This window comes from Allobosea sp. GW822-FHT03F07 (assembly GCF_058801345.1).
Window position 1 is genome coordinate 142,249 of the sequence record NZ_JBXAND010000003.1, and the last position, 15,948, is coordinate 158,196.

At 67.9% G+C, this 15,948-nt stretch carries 20 protein-coding genes; 6 read left to right on the forward strand and 14 right to left on the reverse strand.

The window, feature by feature from the left end:
- The first annotated feature begins 166 nt into the window (after positions 1-166).
- Entirely contained in the window at positions 167-595 is a 429-nt protein-coding gene (locus tag AC1RMY_RS12005) for a nucleoside deaminase (RefSeq protein WP_492865301.1), read from the forward strand.
- A 13-nt stretch (positions 596-608) separates the two neighbouring features.
- Here AC1RMY_RS12005 and AC1RMY_RS12010 read toward each other — a convergent pair whose 3' ends face one another.
- Positions 609-986 (reverse strand): hypothetical protein, encoded by a 378-nt coding sequence (locus AC1RMY_RS12010; protein ID WP_492864685.1) that lies wholly within the window; start codon positions 984-986, stop codon positions 609-611.
- 241 nt (positions 987-1,227) lie between these two features.
- On the opposite strand from AC1RMY_RS12010, the gene AC1RMY_RS12015 reads away from it, so the two are divergent.
- A complete protein-coding gene (locus AC1RMY_RS12015; RefSeq protein ID WP_492864687.1) occupies positions 1,228-1,587 on the forward strand; it encodes a hypothetical protein in 360 nt (119 codons plus the stop codon).
- Between the two features lie 395 nt (positions 1,588-1,982).
- Positions 1,983-2,357: a peptidoglycan L,D-endopeptidase MepK gene (locus tag AC1RMY_RS12020; protein ID WP_492864689.1), complete on the forward strand. Its 375-nt coding sequence runs from the start codon at positions 1,983-1,985 to the stop codon at positions 2,355-2,357.
- 21 nt (positions 2,358-2,378) lie between these two features.
- On the opposite strand, the gene AC1RMY_RS12025 is transcribed toward AC1RMY_RS12020, so the two are convergent.
- Entirely contained in the window at positions 2,379-3,125 is a 747-nt protein-coding gene (locus tag AC1RMY_RS12025; RefSeq protein ID WP_492864691.1) for a sulfite exporter TauE/SafE family protein, read from the reverse strand.
- Between the two features lie 105 nt (positions 3,126-3,230).
- On the opposite strand from AC1RMY_RS12025, the gene AC1RMY_RS12030 reads away from it, so the two are divergent.
- The gene (locus AC1RMY_RS12030; protein ID WP_492864693.1) at positions 3,231-4,010 is read left to right on the forward strand and encodes an ArsR/SmtB family transcription factor; all 780 of its coding nucleotides are present in this window, start codon (positions 3,231-3,233) and stop codon (positions 4,008-4,010) included.
- A gap of 26 nt (positions 4,011-4,036) precedes the next feature.
- Here the strand turns inward: AC1RMY_RS12030 and AC1RMY_RS12035 are convergent, their stop codons facing one another.
- From AC1RMY_RS12035 to purD, 6 genes are all read right to left on the reverse strand, one after another.
- Positions 4,037-4,909, reverse strand: coding sequence for a patatin-like phospholipase family protein (locus AC1RMY_RS12035; protein ID WP_492864695.1), 873 nt, complete (start codon positions 4,907-4,909; stop codon positions 4,037-4,039).
- Between the two features lie 26 nt (positions 4,910-4,935).
- Positions 4,936-5,661: a haloacid dehalogenase type II gene (locus AC1RMY_RS12040; RefSeq protein ID WP_492864697.1), complete on the reverse strand. Its 726-nt coding sequence runs from the start codon at positions 5,659-5,661 to the stop codon at positions 4,936-4,938.
- Positions 5,662-5,725: 64 nt separating this feature from the next.
- Positions 5,726-6,640: an alpha/beta fold hydrolase gene (locus tag AC1RMY_RS12045; protein WP_492864699.1), complete on the reverse strand. Its 915-nt coding sequence runs from the start codon at positions 6,638-6,640 to the stop codon at positions 5,726-5,728.
- Entirely contained in the window at positions 6,637-7,059 is a 423-nt protein-coding gene (locus AC1RMY_RS12050; RefSeq protein ID WP_492864701.1) for a type II toxin-antitoxin system VapC family toxin, read from the reverse strand. Before AC1RMY_RS12050 ends, AC1RMY_RS12045 begins: the two co-directional genes overlap by 4 nt.
- Complete coding sequence (locus AC1RMY_RS12055) at positions 7,056-7,316, reverse strand: type II toxin-antitoxin system VapB family antitoxin (RefSeq protein WP_492864703.1); 261 nt, start codon at positions 7,314-7,316, stop codon at positions 7,056-7,058. The genes AC1RMY_RS12050 and AC1RMY_RS12055 overlap by 4 nt, the downstream gene beginning before the upstream one ends.
- A 62-nt stretch (positions 7,317-7,378) precedes the next feature.
- Complete coding sequence (gene purD / locus AC1RMY_RS12060; RefSeq protein WP_492864705.1) at positions 7,379-8,662, reverse strand: phosphoribosylamine--glycine ligase; 1,284 nt, start codon at positions 8,660-8,662, stop codon at positions 7,379-7,381.
- Between the two features lie 92 nt (positions 8,663-8,754).
- Here purD and xseA point away from each other — a divergent pair, with 92 nt between their 5' ends.
- Positions 8,755-10,293 (forward strand): exodeoxyribonuclease VII large subunit, encoded by a 1,539-nt coding sequence (gene xseA / locus AC1RMY_RS12065; RefSeq protein ID WP_492864706.1) that lies wholly within the window; start codon positions 8,755-8,757, stop codon positions 10,291-10,293.
- A gap of 158 nt (positions 10,294-10,451) precedes the next feature.
- Here xseA and AC1RMY_RS12070 read toward each other — a convergent pair whose 3' ends face one another.
- Positions 10,452-11,312, reverse strand: coding sequence for a dienelactone hydrolase family protein (locus AC1RMY_RS12070; RefSeq protein ID WP_492864708.1), 861 nt, complete (start codon positions 11,310-11,312; stop codon positions 10,452-10,454).
- A gap of 73 nt (positions 11,313-11,385) precedes the next feature.
- On the opposite strand from AC1RMY_RS12070, the gene AC1RMY_RS12075 reads away from it, so the two are divergent.
- Positions 11,386-11,607, forward strand: coding sequence for a DUF2093 domain-containing protein (locus AC1RMY_RS12075; protein WP_492864710.1), 222 nt, complete (start codon positions 11,386-11,388; stop codon positions 11,605-11,607).
- Here the strand turns inward: AC1RMY_RS12075 and lpxK are convergent.
- From lpxK to AC1RMY_RS12100, 5 genes are all read right to left on the reverse strand, one after another.
- Entirely contained in the window at positions 11,578-12,594 is a 1,017-nt protein-coding gene (gene lpxK, locus AC1RMY_RS12080; protein ID WP_492864712.1) for a tetraacyldisaccharide 4'-kinase, read from the reverse strand. The two genes, AC1RMY_RS12075 and lpxK, sit on opposite strands and share 30 nt — an antisense overlap.
- Positions 12,594-13,898 (reverse strand): 3-deoxy-D-manno-octulosonic acid transferase, encoded by a 1,305-nt coding sequence (locus AC1RMY_RS12085; protein WP_492864713.1) that lies wholly within the window; start codon positions 13,896-13,898, stop codon positions 12,594-12,596. Before AC1RMY_RS12085 ends, lpxK begins: the two co-directional genes overlap by 1 nt.
- Complete coding sequence (locus AC1RMY_RS12090; protein WP_492864715.1) at positions 13,895-14,650, reverse strand: lysophospholipid acyltransferase family protein; 756 nt, start codon at positions 14,648-14,650, stop codon at positions 13,895-13,897. Before AC1RMY_RS12090 ends, AC1RMY_RS12085 begins: the two co-directional genes overlap by 4 nt.
- 33 nt (positions 14,651-14,683) lie before the next feature.
- A complete protein-coding gene (locus AC1RMY_RS12095) occupies positions 14,684-14,917 on the reverse strand; it encodes a DUF4170 domain-containing protein (RefSeq protein ID WP_492864717.1) in 234 nt (77 codons plus the stop codon).
- A gap of 128 nt (positions 14,918-15,045) precedes the next feature.
- Positions 15,046-15,873 (reverse strand): 3'(2'),5'-bisphosphate nucleotidase CysQ, encoded by an 828-nt coding sequence (locus AC1RMY_RS12100; protein WP_492864719.1) that lies wholly within the window; start codon positions 15,871-15,873, stop codon positions 15,046-15,048.
- Between the last annotated feature and the right edge of the window lie 75 nt (positions 15,874-15,948).

The following is a 15,948-nucleotide window of genomic DNA, read 5'->3' on the forward strand; positions in this document are numbered from 1 at the left end:
GACAGGCACTTTCGCGAAAGAGGACAGGCTCGAATTCTTGGTGTAGCCGGCGCTTGTAGCAGAGCGCCCCCGCGCCTGCGAGCGCCAAAACGGAGGTTCGATGCCGCAGCCGCGCCCATCATCGGCGCCCGATGCCGGGAGGCCAGAGGCCAAAATCCCGGATGCGATGGCGCTCGCCTTCGACGAGGCGCGGGCTGCGGCTGCGCGCGGGGAGGTGCCGGTCGGTGCCGTCGTGACGCGCGGCGGCGTGGTGCTCGCCCGCGCCGGCAACCGCACGCTGGAGCTGAAGGATCCGACCGCCCATGCCGAGATGCTGGCGCTGCGCCTGGCCTGCGAGGCCATAGGCTCCGAGCGCCTGCTCGGCTGCGACCTGCACGTCACGCTCGAGCCCTGCCCGATGTGCGCGGCGGCGATTTCCTTTGCTCGCATCCGGCGGCTTTATTTCGGCGCGGGCGATCCCAAGGGGGGCGCTGTCGAGAACGGGGTCAGACTCTATGCCAGCGCGACCTGCCACCATCAGCCGGAGGTCTATGGCGGCCTGCGCGAAAGCGAGGCGGCCGAGCTTCTGCGCAGCTTCTTTCAGGGCCGGCGCTAGCTCTCAGCGCGGCTTAGCCTGGTGCGGTCAGGTCAGACTGGACGATGTCCGCCTCCAGCGCCCCTGCGAACGGTGCGGCCGGGCTCGGGATCGATTCGTCCACGACGATGGCGAGCGCATCGATCGCGACCAGCGCGTCGCGCCGCGCCTGCTCGATCTCGCCGATCTGCGCCTGGGCGTAAAGTGCGCGCGCGAACAGGGCGATTTGCGAGAGGGCCAGGTATGTCGCTTCCTCCATCTCATGCGAGATGGTGACGAAGCGCAGGACGTTTTCCAGATGGGTCTCGGCGCAAGGGCCGAGCGTCTTGGCATTCAGCGCGCCGGCCCGAAGGACCGCGCTGCGAAGTGTCTCGATCTCCGATATCAGGTAGTTCTGCACCTCGTCGGCCATCCACGCCTCCATGACGGAACGTACGCAACTGGCCCAGACTAACATGGGGTCGTGAGGCTTGCGCGGACCTGACGAAGCGTCGGTTAGCCGGTCGTCAATCCAATTCGGAAAATCTTCGAATGCCGGCCGGCCAACGCATTCCGGCCCCGACATCGTCATGGAATGACCCGATCCAGCCCGGCTTCCCGACCCATTCGCCCGGCTCAATCGCGCCCATCCGCAACCGATGGAAGGACAATCCATGCGCATGATCATGCTGGCGGCCGCAGGCGCCGCCCTCATCCTCGCCGGCCCCGTCAACGCGCAGGCGCCCTCGAGCGAGGCGACGCCGCCGGCCGCCGCGCCGCAGGCGCCCGCGCCCGCCATCAAGAAGGTCAGCGTCGTCGCCCTGGATGAGCTTTCCGAGGAGACCAAGACCCAGGTCAACCAGCTCGCCGCGACCCGCACGGCCGATCAGCTTCAGCGCCTGCAGCAGGCCATCGAAGCCGCTCCGGTCGCGAAATCGGCGCTCGAGGCCAAGGGGTTTTCGTCGCGCGACGTGGTGATCGCCCAGATCGACGACGAGGGCGAACTGACGATCGTGACCAGGAAGGCCGGCTGATCGCGCGCCGCCCGGCGCCACCCGGCGCCGGCTGGCCGGTCGGTTTGCAATCCCGAGGAAAAGCAAGGCGCATTTCCGCCTCGGCAACGCACGCTGCAAAAACGGGCGAATGCGACGTGCAATCGCCGGTTGAATTTCGATGGATCGGATAGGCGACGCATTTCGGCGGCGGTTTCGTTGGTATTTCAGAATGCCGGCCGGTGGCGATGGCGGGGCGTGGCTATAGCTCCAGATCATCCGAATCGGCTGTGCCTTTTTTTAGCCTTGTGACCCAACTATTGCGTCCCGAGAACCGCTCAGACAGACCATGAGATGGTGTCTGTAGCTTTTCATTTCTCCATTCAGTTAGGTTAGTAATGCGTAGTATTGTTGCGGCTGTTGTCTTGGCAGTTTCCGTGCCTGTTCTGGCTCGCGCAGACACTTCGATCAAGCAGGTTTCCTTTCAGCCCCAGGTCAAGGGGCTGGGCTGTCTCAAGCCCGCGACCGTGGCGATGATCAAGGAGTTGACCGATAGGATCGGGCCGATCCAGATCACCTCGACCTGCGGCGGCCGCCACGCCAGGCATTCACAGCATTACAGCGGCAATGCGATCGATTTCCGCCCGCTCGCCACCTCCACCCGCAAGGCGGTTGCGGTCGCCAAGTCGCTCGAGAGCACCGGCGGCGTCGGCTCCTACTCGAACGGCATCGTGCATGTCGATGTCGGCGAACTCGAGATCTCCTGGTACGGCCACAAGCGCGGCAACCGCCGCCTAGCCTATAACCGCTGATGCGGCGTGGCGGGCGGCCGCTCAGGCCGCCCGCTGCACCAGATAGGCCCCGAGCGCCAGCAGCCCCGCGAAGAAGCAGAGCTTGAAGGTCTGCGCCGAGATGCGGTTGCGGATCATCGTCCCGGCCGCCATCCCGGCGAGAGCCGGCAGCAGCGCCAGTGCCGAATGCCAGGCCACCTTGGCATCGAGCGCGCCCGCGCCCAGCAATCCGACCGACAGCGCCAGCGTCGAGACGATGAAGGACAGGCCGAGCGCCTGCACCAGTTCGTCCTTGTCGAGGCCGAGCGCCTGCAGATAGGGCACCGCCGGCAGCACGAAGACGCCGGTCGCGGCGGTGGCGACGCCGGTCGCGATCCCGATCACCGGCCCGAGCCAGCTTTCCATCCCGGCCGGAACGCGCAGCTTCGCGGCCTTGAGCCCGACAAGCGCATAGAGCACGAGCGCGATGCCGAGCCAGAGCGTGGCGGAGCCGTTCTTCTGCTGTTCGAGCAGGCCGGCTCCCGCCCAGGTCCCCACGCAGATGCCCGCCAGCATCGGCCAGAGCCGGAGCAGAATGGCCTTCAGCCCAGGGCCGGTCGCGATCTGCCAGCCATTGGTGATCAGGTTGGGCACCACCAGCAGCGCTGCGGCCTGCGCCGGGACCATCACCACGCCGAGAATGCCGACCGCGATGGTCGGCAGGCCGAGCCCGATGACGCCCTTGACGAAGCCGGCGAGCAGGAAGGTGGCGGCGATGAAGAGGATGAGGCTGAGGCTGGGGTCGGTCATGAACCGGTTGTGGCATTGCCGACGCCTGCTGTCGCGGCCGGATGCTACGGTCGTGGCCGTAGCGTTCCCGCTTGCGCGCCAGCGCTAGCGGAGCATCATGCCGCCATGAGCACGCACGGCCCCTATCTCGCCGAGATCGCCCATCTGATGGGAGACCCCGCCCGCGCCAACATGCTCCACGCGCTGATGGATGGTCGGGCGCTGACGGCCAAGGAACTGGCCTGGCTCGCCGGCGTCGCGCCTCAGACGGCGAGCGGGCATCTCGCCAAGCTGATGCAGGGCGGCCTGCTGGCGGTCGCGGTGCAGGGGCGCCATCGCTATTATCGTCTGGCCGGTCCGGAGGTCGCGCAGGCGCTCGAAGGGCTGATGGTGCTGGCCGGTGGCGAAGGAGTGCGCCGACGCCTGCCTTCACGCGTCGGTGCGGAGCTGAGCGAGGCCCGCACCTGCTACGACCATTTCGCCGGCCGGCTCGGAATCGCCATCCATGACGCGCTGGTCGCCGGCGGCCATCTCACTGTGGCCGATGGCGGCTACGGCCTGACCGCATCCGGAGAGGCGATCTTCGTCGCGCTCGGCGTCACGCTCGCGAGCAAGCCGGGCCGGCGTGCCGCCTTGCGGCCCTGCCTAGACTGGAGCGAACGCCGTCCGCATCTGGCGGGCTCGCTCGCAGCGGCGCTGGCCTGCCGCTGCTTCGAGACGGGTTGGGTCCTGCGCCGCAAGGACAGCCGCGCCGTGACACTGACGCCAGCCGGCAGGGCGGCGCTGGCTGCGGCGCTGCCGGGGTTCCGCTGCGATGCGCCGGAGCCGGTCAGAGCGTTTTCAAGCGAAGTGGACACCGGTTCGCGTGAAGAAAACGCGTCGAAATCAATGGCTGGAGCACTTTAGCGATCCAGTCGGATCGTTAAAGTGCTCTACCCCTGCCGTTCCAGCACCTGTGCCAGCTTTCGCTTGACCTCCTCCTTCACCGGCTCCGCCGCGTCGAGGATCGCCCTGGCCTTGAAGAAGTCGAGCCCCCCGATGCCGTCTCCTCCGGCGCGGACCAGGATGTCCGGCGGTTGCCGCTCGATCATGCGCTGGACGATTGTCCGGGTCAGGATCTGGCTGACGCCGAGCATCGCCTCCAGCGGTTCGGGAACCCGCGTCTCACTGATCGTCGCCGGCGCGCTGGTGTCGATCGCCATCACGATCCGGCCTGGCGCCATCAGCCGGTCATAGGGCAGGGGATTGATCGCGCCGCCATCGATGAGCACTCGTCCCTCGATTACAACCGGGCGCACCAGTCCCGGAATCGCCAGCGAGGCCGCGACAGCAGGTGTCAGCGGGCCATGGCTCAGCGAAACCTCGGCATGGAGATGATAGTCGGTCGCCGTCACCGCGAAGGGGATGCTCAGCTCTTCGAACCGATCCGGCACGGCCTCGGGCCAGAACAGGTCGAGCATCCGCTCGCCGTCGATCAGCACGGGGTTGCCGAGCCGGCGCATCAAGTCGGTGAACTTGCCGACCCGGGCATCGAGCAGCCTGGCGATCACGCGGGCGCGGTCGCGGAAGGTGCTGGTGACGTGCTCGCGTAGGTCGCGGCCGGAAAGCCCAGCGGCATAGGCCGCGCCGACGATCGCGCCTATCGAGCAACCGGCGATGAGGGTCGGCCGGACGCCGAGTTCGTCGAGCGCCTCCAGCACCAGGATGTGGCTGAGCCCCCGCGCGCCGCCGGCGCCGAGCACAAGAACCAGTTCCGGTGCGGGCCCGCCCGGGCGGACGACTGATTTGCGCTTCGCCTGTGCCATCGTGCCGCCGCGCTCCGCCGCGGCGCTCAGGATTCGCCGCACTCCTTCATAACGGCTTGCGCCATCTCGCCGAGGCTGTTGAAGCGGAAATCGTAATGCGGCATCTTGCCCGGGTTCATCGTCGCGCCGAAGCCTTCATCGGCATGGCGCCGGTAGATCCAGCAGGAGGCGAGGCCGGCCGTGTTCGCCGGCTTGTGATCGTGGAATAGGCTCTCGGCGGTGTGGAGGATGTCGCCTTTGCCGACGCCGAGCGTGGCCAGCGCCTCAAGCATGTAGTCGAAATTCGCCGCGGCCGGCTTGTAGCTGGCGATGTCCTCGGCGGTGTAGATCGCGTCGAAGGTCACGCCGAGGCGGCGATTGCTGAGCGCGAAGGACTCGTTGTCGACATTGGAGAGGATGACGAGCTTGTAGCGCCGCTTCAGCAGCTGCAGCGCGGCGGCCGTGTCGGGGAAAGCCGGCCAGTCGCCGACCGAGCGGCCATAGGTCTGGCACTCCTCCCACGCCGCCGGCACGCCCCATTCCTCGGCCAAGCGCTTGTAGACGATGGCGAGCAGCTCGCTGTAGCGCTTCGTCGGCGTATGGCGCTGCTGGCTCGATTCATGCCGGGCATGGGCCTCGAGCACGGCATTGCGGCTCAAGGGGCGGCCGACCTTCGCCACCAGCGGCGCGAGCGCCGCGACCATGCCGCTCTCCCAATCGATCAGGGTGCCGTAGCAATCGAACGTCAGGGTGTTGAAATCGGTGAGCTTCATCGGGGGGCTCCAGGTCGCTTCGGCCGGCGGATGCAAGGCCGGCGGCCGCATGATCATGGCTGCGTCAGGCGCCGGTCTTGGACAAAAACGGTATCAGCGCCGCCAGCGTCGCCGCCGGATTCTCCTCCGGGAGGAAGTGCCCGCTGTCGATCGCCAGCCCTTCGGCCTGCGGCGCGAAGGTTTCACGCCAGATTTCGAGCGGGCTCGCGCCCTTGGCCGGAATCCCGGCCTCGCCCCACAGGATCAGGACCGGACAGAGGATGTGCCTGCCGGCAGCGAGATCGGCCTTGTCATGCTCGACATCGGTGGTCGCCCCGGCGCGATAATCCTCGCAGGCGGCGTGGATGCGGGCCGGGTCGTTGAAGGACTCGCCATAGGCCTGGAGCGCCAGCGGGTCGAACAGTTCGAGCGACTTCGCCCGCGTCCAGCTCGCGATGGTGTGGTCGAGCCAACCGGCCGGATCGCCCTTGATCAGGTTTTCCGGAACGGGCTCGGGCTGGGCCAGGAAGGTCCAGTGATAGACCTGCATGGCGCGCGCCGCGCTCATGCCTTCCCACATCGAGACCGTCGGCAGGATGTCGAGCAGCGCCAGTCGGTCGACGCGTCCGGGGTGGTCGAGCGCCAGCCGGTAGGCCACACGCGCACCGCGGTCATGCCCGACGACGGCGAAGCGCAAATGTCCGAGCGCCTGCATGACGGCGACGATGTCCTCGCCCATGCCGCGCTTGCTGTAGGTCTGTGCGCCTCCATCGCCATGCGGCGCGGCCGACCAGCCATAGCCGCGCAGATCCGGGCAGACGACGGAGTGGCTCTTCGCCAGCTCGCCAGCGATCTTGTGCCATTCCGCATGGGTCTGTGGGAAGCCGTGGATCAGCACGACCGGCGGCCCCTCGCCGCGGACCCGCGCGAAGATCTTGCCGACCGGGCCGTCGATCCAATGGCCCTTGAAGCCGGGGAAGAGGGAGTCGAGATTGCTCATGGGCGGGCTCCGATGTTCGCCGCCGAGACGATATCTGTCTGGCCGAAATCGTCCCCCTTATAGAGCAAGGGGGCGTTCAGGGATTTGGCTAGCGCATAGGAGAAGCAGTCGCCGAGACTGAGCTTGGCCGGGTGGCGGCCCTTGCCAAAGCGGGCGAAGGCTTGCGCGGCGAGGATGGCCTGTTCCTCATCGACTGCGCGGCTTTGAATCCCGAACCGCGTCAGAAAATCCCGATGGTTGTCGAGATCGAAACCGACGAGGCGCTGGCTTGCTACCATAAAGGTTTCCACAAAGCTGACCGTCGAGCACATCACCTCCCCGGCGCGGTTCAGTCGATCGACCATGGCGGCGCGCTCGGGCTCGCCCTGCAGGATCGCAATCATCGCCGAGCTGTCCACGACGATCCGCGATAGGTTCACTTAGGGACACCATTCTCGTCATAGCCGATGATCTCGTCATCGGTCAGATCGGTGTTGATCTTGGGCATGGCGTCGATCTCGGCCAGAAAGGCTTCGATCTTCGCCATGTCGAGGCGGCCGGCATTTTGAGTTGGAGGCAAGCGAGCCAGGCGTTCCTGCATCGCGGTTCGCACGGCCTGCGTCATGGTCTCGCCGGTGCGGGTCGCTACGTCGCGGATGAGGCGATCAGTCTCCGCGTCCTTGATGAGTACACTCACGACGCACCTCCGAACGTATATATGAGATTGCGCCGCATATATACGTCGCGAGCGTGCCTTTGTCAGCCTTCGCGCTCGCGCTTCACCGCCTGCCAGCCGATGTCGCGGCGGCAGAAGCCGCCTGGCCAGTCGATCGCATCGACTGCGGCATAGGCACGCGCCTGGGCCTCGCTCACAGTTTTCGCCGTGGCCACGACATTGAGCACGCGCCCGCCATTGGCAAGGATCGCGCCCGCTGCGTCCTGCTTCGTGCCAGCATGGAAGACGAGCACGTCGTCGATCGCTTCCGCCTTCTCGATGCCCTTGATGATGGTGCCCGTCTCGGGCTTGCCGGGATAGCCCTTGGCTGCCAGCACCACCGTCAGGGCCGTCTCGTCCGACCAGCGCAGGTCGAAGCTGTCGAGCACGCCGTCGCATGAAGCGAGCAGCGCCGGCACGATGTCGCTCTTGAGGCGCGGCATCAGCACTTCGCATTCGGGATCGCCGAAGCGGACATTGTACTCGACGAGCTTCGGGCCCGAGGCCGTGATCATCAGCCCGGCGAAGAGCACACCCTGGAACGGCGCCCCGCGCTCGGCCATGCCGGCCAGCGTCGGCCTGATGATCTCGGCCATGACCCGCTCTTCCAGCGCCTTGGTCATCACCGGCGCCGGCGAATAGGCGCCCATGCCGCCGGTATTGGGGCCGGTGTCGCCGTCACCGACGCGCTTATGGTCCTGCGCCGATGCGAGCGCCAGCGCATGGGCTCCGTCGCAGAGTGCGAAGAAGCTCGCCTCCTCGCCGATCATCCACTCCTCGATCACGACCTCGGCGCCGGCCGCACCCAGCCCGCCGCCGAACATCATGTCGATCGCATCGTTCGCCTCGGCCAGCGTCTGCGCCATGACCACACCCTTGCCGGCGGCGAGGCCGTCCGCCTTGATCACGATCGGCGCGCCTTGGGCCGCGACATAGGCCTTGGCGGCGGCTGCATCCGTGAAGCGGCCGAAGCCCGCGGTGGGAATGCCGAACTCGGCGCAGAGTTCCTTGGTGAAGGCCTTCGAACCTTCGAGCTGGGCGGCGGCTCTTGAGGGGCCGAAGGTCTTGATTCCCGCGCTTGTGAGCGAATCCGCGATGCCGTCGACCAGCGGCCCCTCCGGGCCGACCACGACGAGATCGATGTGCTGCAGCTTGCAGAAGGCGACCACCGCCGGATGGTCGGCGATGTCGAGCACGACATTCTCGCCGCATTGCCCCGTGCCCGGGTTGCCCGGCGCGATGAAAAGACGGTCGCAGAGCGGCGAGCCGGAGATCGCCCAGGCGAGCGCATGCTCGCGGCCGCCCGAACCGATCAGAAGGATGTTCATCGCCATTCTCCGCTTGTCTGTCCGGGCAATAGCCCCCGCTCGCGTCCACCGCAACGCTTCTGCCGATGCTTTCCCGCCGCTATGGTCCGCTCATGGACAGCGAATCGCAGAAGCCCGCCGGCAACGCTCCCGAATGGTCGGTCTCGGATCTCTCCGGCGCGCTCAAGCGCACGCTGGAGGATGCCTTCGGCTTCGTGCGCGTGCGCGGCGAAATCTCGGGCTATCGCGGCCCGGTCGGTTCTGGCCACGTCTACTTCTCGCTGAAGGACGCCAACGCCAAGATCGACGCGGTGATCTGGAAGGGCGTCTTCGGGCGGCTGAGGACGCGGCCGCAGGAGGGGCTGGAGGTCATCGCCACCGGCAAGATCACCACCTTCGCCGGCAAGTCGAGCTACCAGATCATCATCGACTCGCTGGAGCCCGCGGGCATCGGCGCGCTGATGGCGCTGCTGGAAGAGCGCCGCAAGCGCCTCGCCGCAGAGGGCCTCTTCGCGCAGGAGCGCAAGCGACCCATCCCCTATCTGCCTGTCGTGATCGGCGTCGTGACCTCGCCGACGGGGGCTGTTATCCGCGACATCCTGCACCGGCTGGAGGACCGCTTTCCCCGCCATGTCCTGGTCTGGCCGGTGCGCGTTCAGGGCGAGACCAGCGCGGCCGAGGTCGCCGCGGCCATCACCGGCTTCAATGCGCTGCCTGAGGGCGGACGCATCCCGCGGCCCGACGTCATCATCGTGGCGCGCGGCGGCGGCTCGCTCGAGGATCTGATGGGCTTCAACGAGGAGGTCGTGGTGCGCGCTGCCGCCGCCTCGTCGATCCCGCTGGTCTCGGCGGTCGGTCACGAGACCGACGTCACCCTGATCGATCACGCCGCCGACCTACGGGCGCCGACGCCGACGGGCGCGGCCGAGAAGGTCGTGCCCGTCCGGGCCGAACTGATGGCGTTCGTCGCCGACCTCTCGCGCCGTCAGGTGGGCGCGATGCGCCGTCTGTCCGACCGCCGTCGCAGCGATCTGCGGGCGCTCGCCCGCGCTCTCCCCGGCCCGGAGGCGGTGCTGTCTGGCCCGCGCCAGCGGCTCGACCTCGCGGCCGCGCGGCTGGCGCCGGCGCTCGCGCGCAATGCCCGCGCGCATGAGCAGCAGCTCGCGTTGGCCTCGCAGCGCCTCGCACGGCATTCGCCGCTGCTGCGGCTGGCGACCGCTCGCAAGGATGTCGAAGGCCTCTCGAAGGCGATGGCCGTCGCCCGCGACAATCTCCTGAGGCGCGAGCGCGACCGGATCGGGCGCGCAGGTGATCGCCTCGGAGCGATGTCGGGCAATCTCACGGCGGCCTTCGCGCGTCTGCTGCAGCGCCGCCGCGATCAGCTCGGCAGCCTCTGGGCCCTGGCGGCTTCGCTCGGCCCCAACGCAGTCCTGGCGCGCGGCTATGCGCTGGTGCGCGACGAGGCCGGCGCGCTCATTCGCGACACGGGCCAGGTGCGGCCAGGGCAGGCGCTGAGCGTTCAGGTCAGCGATGGACGCTTCGGCGTGATGGTAGCGGGTGGGAGCGATGGCCCGTCGCGGCCGGCGCGACCGCCGCGACGGGAGGGCCCCAAGACGGAGAGCCGGACGCTAGGGCAGGGCGACCTGTTCTAAGAGACTGGCCAATCGCACACTCAGCCCTCACCCTGAGGAGCCATTCCGCCAGGAATGGCGTCTCGAAGGATGGTCCAGATGTTTCCGGAGCCTCCTGAAGCATCCTTCGAGACGCCGCTACGCGGCTCCTTAGGATGAGGGCTGGAGGTGAAACGGGCTCAAAGCCCCTTGAGAAACGCCTTCACCCGCTTGATCGCGTCCTCGCGTGCGGCGGGATTGGTGCCGACCGTCGCCTTGCCGGTTCCGGTGGCGGAATAGGCAATGTCGCTGCGTTCCTTCACCTCGAGCCGAGGGTGATCGAAATCATGCAGCGCGCCGGGATAGATCACCAGCTCGACCTTTTCGCCGCGCGATTGCGCGGCCTTGGCGAGGAAGTCGCAAGGTGCGGCGGGGGTCCAGTCGTCGGCATCGCCCATCAGCATCATCAGCGGCAGCCGCGCGGCGAAGCTGGTCGATTCCGACTGGATCCGGCAGCCCGGATAGAAGGCGATAGCCCGGGCGAAATCGGCTTTCTCATCGGCCGGCCGGCGATCCCTGCGGATGGCGGCGAGAACCGTCGAGCCGCCGCCCGACCAGCCGAGCAATGCAATTTTGTCGGCGCGGATGTCGTTGCGGGACTGGAGCCAGTAGCGCGCGGCCGCGGCATCGGCGACGCGCTCGCGGCTGGCCCGGACGGTCAACTCCTTGACGCCGCATTGCGAGCCGAGCTTTCGCGAGCCATAGCTGTCGGGCATCAGCACGGCGAAACCTTCCATCGCCAGGCGTTCGCCCCAGTCGGAATGCCGCGTCGAGATCTTGCCATTGTCGCGCCACAGTCCGCCGCAGCCATGCAGTGCGACGACCGCGGGAAACGGCCCGGGACCGGGCGGAAGATACAGCACCGCGTCGAGGTCGCCGTCATAGCTGGGAACGCGCACACGCTCATAGCCGCCGGCGAACGTCGCCGTCGTCAGTAGCGCGAGCCCGGTCAGGACCGTGCCAAGGCGCGCGAGGCAAGACATCACCAGACTGGACATCATCGATGGGAACGCTATCACGAAGTTGGATTATTTCGATAATCCGTCCATCGAGCAACATTTTAGATATATCATCATGAACATCAGCGAACGCACGCCCCTGCACGGCCCTGAAGCGGCGCTCGACTATGGTCATGGCGAGTTCCGCGTGGTGCGGCCGGGCGCTTTCGTGCGCTGCGCCGTCACTGGCGCTCCGATCCGGATCGAGGAACTTCGCTACTGGTCGGTCGAGTGGCAGGAAGCCTATGCCTCGCCCGAAGCCGTGCAGCTAAGGCTGCGCCGCGCCGGCCGAGCCTGACAGCGTGGCACTAAGCATCGTCGCGACCCGCTTCGGCTCCGTGAAGACCAGCGAGACTGGCACCGGCAGGAGGCGGTGGCGCTCTCCGTCCGGCCAGAGTGGGCCGAGCTTGACCATGTCTTTTTCCGTCGTGGCGATCAGGCAATCATGCTGTCTCGCGTCGGCGACGAGGTTCGCTACGTCGCTTTCCTTATAGGCGTAATGGTCACCGAAGGCGTGCTCCGCGACGATCTGCGCTCCGGCTCCAAGCAGGGTAGCCGTGAACTTCTCCGGCCGGCCGATCCCTGAGACCGCAAGAACTGGCTGCCCCCTCAGTTTTCCAACAATCTCTTGAGCCGTTTCCAGGTGGGCGCGCAGGATCGCGACGCCGGCCGCCCGAGCCGTCGCTGCGACGGCTTCGCCCGGCTCTCCCTCGCCGATGACCAGCACGGCATCCGTCTGCGCGAGTTGCCCGCCGAGCGGCGCGCGCAGGGGGCCCGCTGGCAGGCAGTGGCCGTTGCCGACGCCCGACGCTCCATCGACGACCGCGAGCCGCAGCCGCTTGGTGAGCGCCGGATTCTGCAGTCCGTCATCCATCACGATCACGCTCGCGCCCAGCGCGCGTGCGAGCGCGGCCCCGGCTGTCCGGTCCCGCGCGATCACGGTGCGGGCATGGCGCGCCATCAGCAGCGGCTCGTCGCCGACCGCATGGGCGGCGTGATGCGAGGCATGGACTTCGACCGGTCCGGAGAGCGAGCCGCCATAGCCGCGCATCAGAACGAAGGGCGTCTCGCCGCGCTGAGTCAGCAGTCCCGCCAGCGCGATCGCGGTCGGCGTCTTGCCAGCGCCGCCCGCGATGAAATTGCCGACGCAGATGACGGGAATGCCGACATCGCTGCCGAGGCCTCGCATCCGTCGCAGCGTGATCGCGCCATAGAGCTTGCCGAAGGGCGACAGGAGCCAGGCCAGCAGGCCCGGCGGCCGCCACCAGAAGCCAGGCGCGCGCATCAGGAGATGCTGTCGCGCTGTCCAAGCGCGATCCGCATCAGCAGCGGCTCCAGCGCCTGCACGGTCCGGTTCAACGCGCCGCCGAGCTGGGCGCTGGTCTGGGCGGCGGCGCGCGCCGCCTGCCTTGCGCTTGCGGGGTCGCTGAGCCAGCGATGCACGGCGCCGGCAAGCCCCTGCGCGTCGGCGACCTCGCGTGCTCCGCCATCCTGATCGAAGGCGGCGAAGATGTCGGCATTGTTGTGGACGAACGGGCCGTGCAGCAGCGCGCAGCCGAGCTTGGCCGGCTCGATCGGGTTGTGCCCGCCGATCAATGGCACCAGCGAGCCGCCGAGATAGGCAACCTGCGAGAGCCTGTAGAGCAGGCCGAGCTCGCCGACCGTGTCGGCGATGTAGAGCTCGACGTCGCGTTCCGGCATCTGGCCGGCGCCTCGCCTTGCCACGGCGATGCCGTTCGCCTCCGCCAGCGCCTCGACCTCAATGCCGCGCTGCGGATGGCGCGGCGCGATGATCGTCAGGAGGTTCGGCAGATAGGGCTTGAGCGCGAGATGGGCCGCGACGACCTGTTCTTCCTCGCCGGGATGCGTGCTGGCCGCGACCCAGATCGGCCGTCCGGTGGTCAAACCATCGAGGATCGCCAGCGTATCGGCATCGGCGGGAGGAGCGGGCACATCGAATTTGAGGTTGCCGGCGACGCTGACGCGCGGCGCACCGAGCTGCGCCAGCCGCTCGGCATCGCCTTGTGATTGGGCGAGGCAGGAGTCGAAGCATGAGAGCAGATAGCGCGAGGTCTGCGGCGCCCTGTACCAGCGCGCGAAGGAGCGCTCCGACATGCGGGCATTGACCAGGACCAGCGGCACCGCGCGCTTGCGCGCCTCGATGAGCAGATTGGGCCAGATCTCGGATTCACAGATCAGCCCGAGCTCGGGGCGCCAGTAGTCCAGGAATCGCCGCATGTAGCGGGGCACGTCGAGCGGCAGATACTGATGGATGACGCCGGCCGGCAGCCGCGCCGCGAGCAGCCTGGCCGAGGTCACGGTACCGGAGGTGACGAGCACGGTGAGGCCGCGCTTCTGCAGCCTAGCGACGAGCGGCAGCAGCGTCACGGTCTCGCCGACGCTGGCGCCATGCAGCCAGACTAGCGAGCGGTCCGGCCGCCTGACGCCGGGGTAGCCGCGGCGCTCGGCCAGGCGCGTCGGGTCCTCCTTGCCGCGCCCGCGCCGCCAGACCAGCAGCGCAGCCGCGGCCGGTTCGAGCAGCCCGGTCACGGTGCGGTAGCTCGTCAGGATGGCACCCTTGCCGATCATGCCGGGAGATCCTTCCCGGGCCCGCTCGTGGCGGAGAGATGCGCCTGCCGCAGTCCGGCGCCGGGGTCCTGCGCGCCGACGATCTCGTAGGCACGGGCATGGACGGCGTCGAGCCCGGTTTCGAGCGCCAGCCGCGCTGCCTCGCAGGTCGCCTCGTCGGCCTCGCGCGCGACATGGATCGCCTCGCCGACGACGATGGCCCCGCGCCCGAAGGGCAGGCCGATCGAGGCCCGGTCCCAGCTCTTGAAGTCGATGCGCCGGCTCGTCACCACCGCGATTGGGTGCACCGGCCGCCCGGACGCCCGCGCGAGCTGGATGATGCCCGGCCCTGCGATGCGGGCCCGCTTGGGAATATCGGCGGTCAGCACCATGGTTTCGCCCGCTGCGAGCCGCCTGACCATGGCGAGGAAGGCGCTGGCGCCGCCTTTCTCGCGGATTTTCTTGCCCAGCGCGCCCGAGCCGCGGATCGCTCCGATGCCGAGTTCCCGCAGAGCGACAGCGTTGAAGCCGCCATCGCCATGGCGCGAGACCAGCGAGCAAGCCGGCATCCAGTCCGGCCGCGAGAACGGGATCATGATGTGCTGGCCGTGCCACATCGCGATGATCAGCGGCAGTTCGGGGCGGACGCGCTCATAGATGTCGGCCGGCTCGACGACGAACCGGTTCGTGCGCTGCACGAGGCGCAGATAGCCGGCCAGCATCCGGCCGAGCGCTTCCTGCGCCACGCGCGTCTTGAGGATCGAAAAGCCCATTATCCAGATTGGGTCCTGAAGCTTGCGCCGGACTTAGCTCTCGGGGTCGAGCAGGCGATGCAGATGCACGATGAAATAGCGCGTCTGCGCCTGATCGACTGTTGCCTGTGCCTTCGCCTTCCATGCCGTATGGGCGGTGGCATAGTTCGGAAACACGCCGACGACGTCGAGCTTGTCGAGATCCTTGAAGGTCACGCCTTCGAGCGAACTCAGCTCTCCGCCGAAGACGAGGTGGAGAAGCTGTTTCTGTTCCGGTTCCACAACCATCGATCCCTCCAGCACGCGCGGTCCAGTCCGGGAACCGCGCGGCATCAGTTAAGCCATCCATGCGCCGTGTGCGAGTGCTGAAAGGCGCGCTTTAAGCGCAGCAGGGCTGCAAGCAGGCGAAAAAGGCGTCAGATGCGCTGCGGCTGTCCGTCGCGCAGGCGCTGCATGGCGATGAGCAGCGGCTCCGACAGGCCGCCGCAACTGGCGATCAGCATGCCGTGGACCGGGGCTTCGCGGTTGTAGACCACGGGCTCGCCGCCGCCACCGCTGAGACGCCCGCCGGCTTCGCGCAGGATCAGGTCGGCCGCGGCGAGGTCCCAGTCGCGGGCATCGGTCGAGATCAGCCCGGCATCGATCGAGCCGTCGGCGATCCGCGTCAGCCGGAGCGCGAGCGAGGGAATCTTGTCGACGGGCTCGAAGCTCTCGAAGCGGGCGAGCGCGTCGAGCATCGGCTTGGGCCCGGCGATCCGGGCAGCGGCAAGGCGTGTCGCGGGCGAGGCGGTGATGGCGTCGCCATTCTTCTGGGCGCCGCCGCCACGCAGCGTCGTATAGGTCGCCTCGCTGGCCGGCGCATGGACGACCCCGAGGATCGGCTCGCCTTCGTCGAGCAGCGCCACGCAGACGGCCCAGTCGGGCGAGCCGCTCATATAGGCGCGCGTGCCGTCGATCGGATCGACGACCCAGACGAAACGGCGAGACAGCCGCTGGGCGTCGTCGACGGTTTCCTCCGATAGCCAGGCAGCCTCGGGCAGCAGCGCGGAGAGCCGGATGCGCAGGAAGGTATCGACGCCGATATCGGCTTCCGTGACGGGCGAACCGCCGCTCTTGGACCAGGTTCTCGCGGCTGTCTTCTCGCCGGGGCGGAACAGGTCGACCGCGATCTCGCCGGCCTCCAGGCAGCTCTCGCGGACCGCTCTGAGCAGGTCCGGGGCAATGGGGAGGGGGGGAGAAGTCATGCGCGTTCCGTACGAATGCCGATGCCGCGGTTCAAGCTGAAAATGCCCCCGCGCACCGAAAGATTCCGTCAAGCA

Bases quoted from the DNA above. Each gene is read 5' to 3' on its own strand.
- AC1RMY_RS12005 (WP_492865301.1), top strand. From the start codon at position 167: ATGGCGCTCGCCTTCGACGAGGCGCGGGCTGCGGCTGCGCGCGGGGAG.
- AC1RMY_RS12010 (WP_492864685.1), bottom strand. From the start codon at position 986: ATGGCCGACGAGGTGCAGAACTACCTGATATCGGAGATCGAGACACTT.
- AC1RMY_RS12015 (WP_492864687.1), top strand. From the start codon at position 1,228: ATGCGCATGATCATGCTGGCGGCCGCAGGCGCCGCCCTCATCCTCGCC.
- AC1RMY_RS12025 (WP_492864691.1), bottom strand. From the start codon at position 3,125: ATGACCGACCCCAGCCTCAGCCTCATCCTCTTCATCGCCGCCACCTTC.
- AC1RMY_RS12030 (WP_492864693.1), top strand. From the start codon at position 3,231: ATGAGCACGCACGGCCCCTATCTCGCCGAGATCGCCCATCTGATGGGA.
- AC1RMY_RS12035 (WP_492864695.1), bottom strand. From the start codon at position 4,909: ATGGCACAGGCGAAGCGCAAATCAGTCGTCCGCCCGGGCGGGCCCGCA.
- AC1RMY_RS12040 (WP_492864697.1), bottom strand. From the start codon at position 5,661: ATGAAGCTCACCGATTTCAACACCCTGACGTTCGATTGCTACGGCACC.
- AC1RMY_RS12045 (WP_492864699.1), bottom strand. From the start codon at position 6,640: ATGAGCAATCTCGACTCCCTCTTCCCCGGCTTCAAGGGCCATTGGATC.
- purD (WP_492864705.1), bottom strand. From the start codon at position 8,662: ATGAACATCCTTCTGATCGGTTCGGGCGGCCGCGAGCATGCGCTCGCC.
- xseA (WP_492864706.1), top strand. From the start codon at position 8,755: ATGGACAGCGAATCGCAGAAGCCCGCCGGCAACGCTCCCGAATGGTCG.
- AC1RMY_RS12070 (WP_492864708.1), bottom strand. From the start codon at position 11,312: ATGATGTCCAGTCTGGTGATGTCTTGCCTCGCGCGCCTTGGCACGGTC.
- AC1RMY_RS12075 (WP_492864710.1), top strand. From the start codon at position 11,386: ATGAACATCAGCGAACGCACGCCCCTGCACGGCCCTGAAGCGGCGCTC.
- lpxK (WP_492864712.1), bottom strand. From the start codon at position 12,594: ATGCGCGCGCCTGGCTTCTGGTGGCGGCCGCCGGGCCTGCTGGCCTGG.
- AC1RMY_RS12085 (WP_492864713.1), bottom strand. From the start codon at position 13,898: ATGATCGGCAAGGGTGCCATCCTGACGAGCTACCGCACCGTGACCGGG.
- AC1RMY_RS12090 (WP_492864715.1), bottom strand. From the start codon at position 14,650: ATGGGCTTTTCGATCCTCAAGACGCGCGTGGCGCAGGAAGCGCTCGGC.
- AC1RMY_RS12095 (WP_492864717.1), bottom strand. From the start codon at position 14,917: ATGGTTGTGGAACCGGAACAGAAACAGCTTCTCCACCTCGTCTTCGGC.
- AC1RMY_RS12100 (WP_492864719.1), bottom strand. From the start codon at position 15,873: ATGACTTCTCCCCCCCTCCCCATTGCCCCGGACCTGCTCAGAGCGGTC.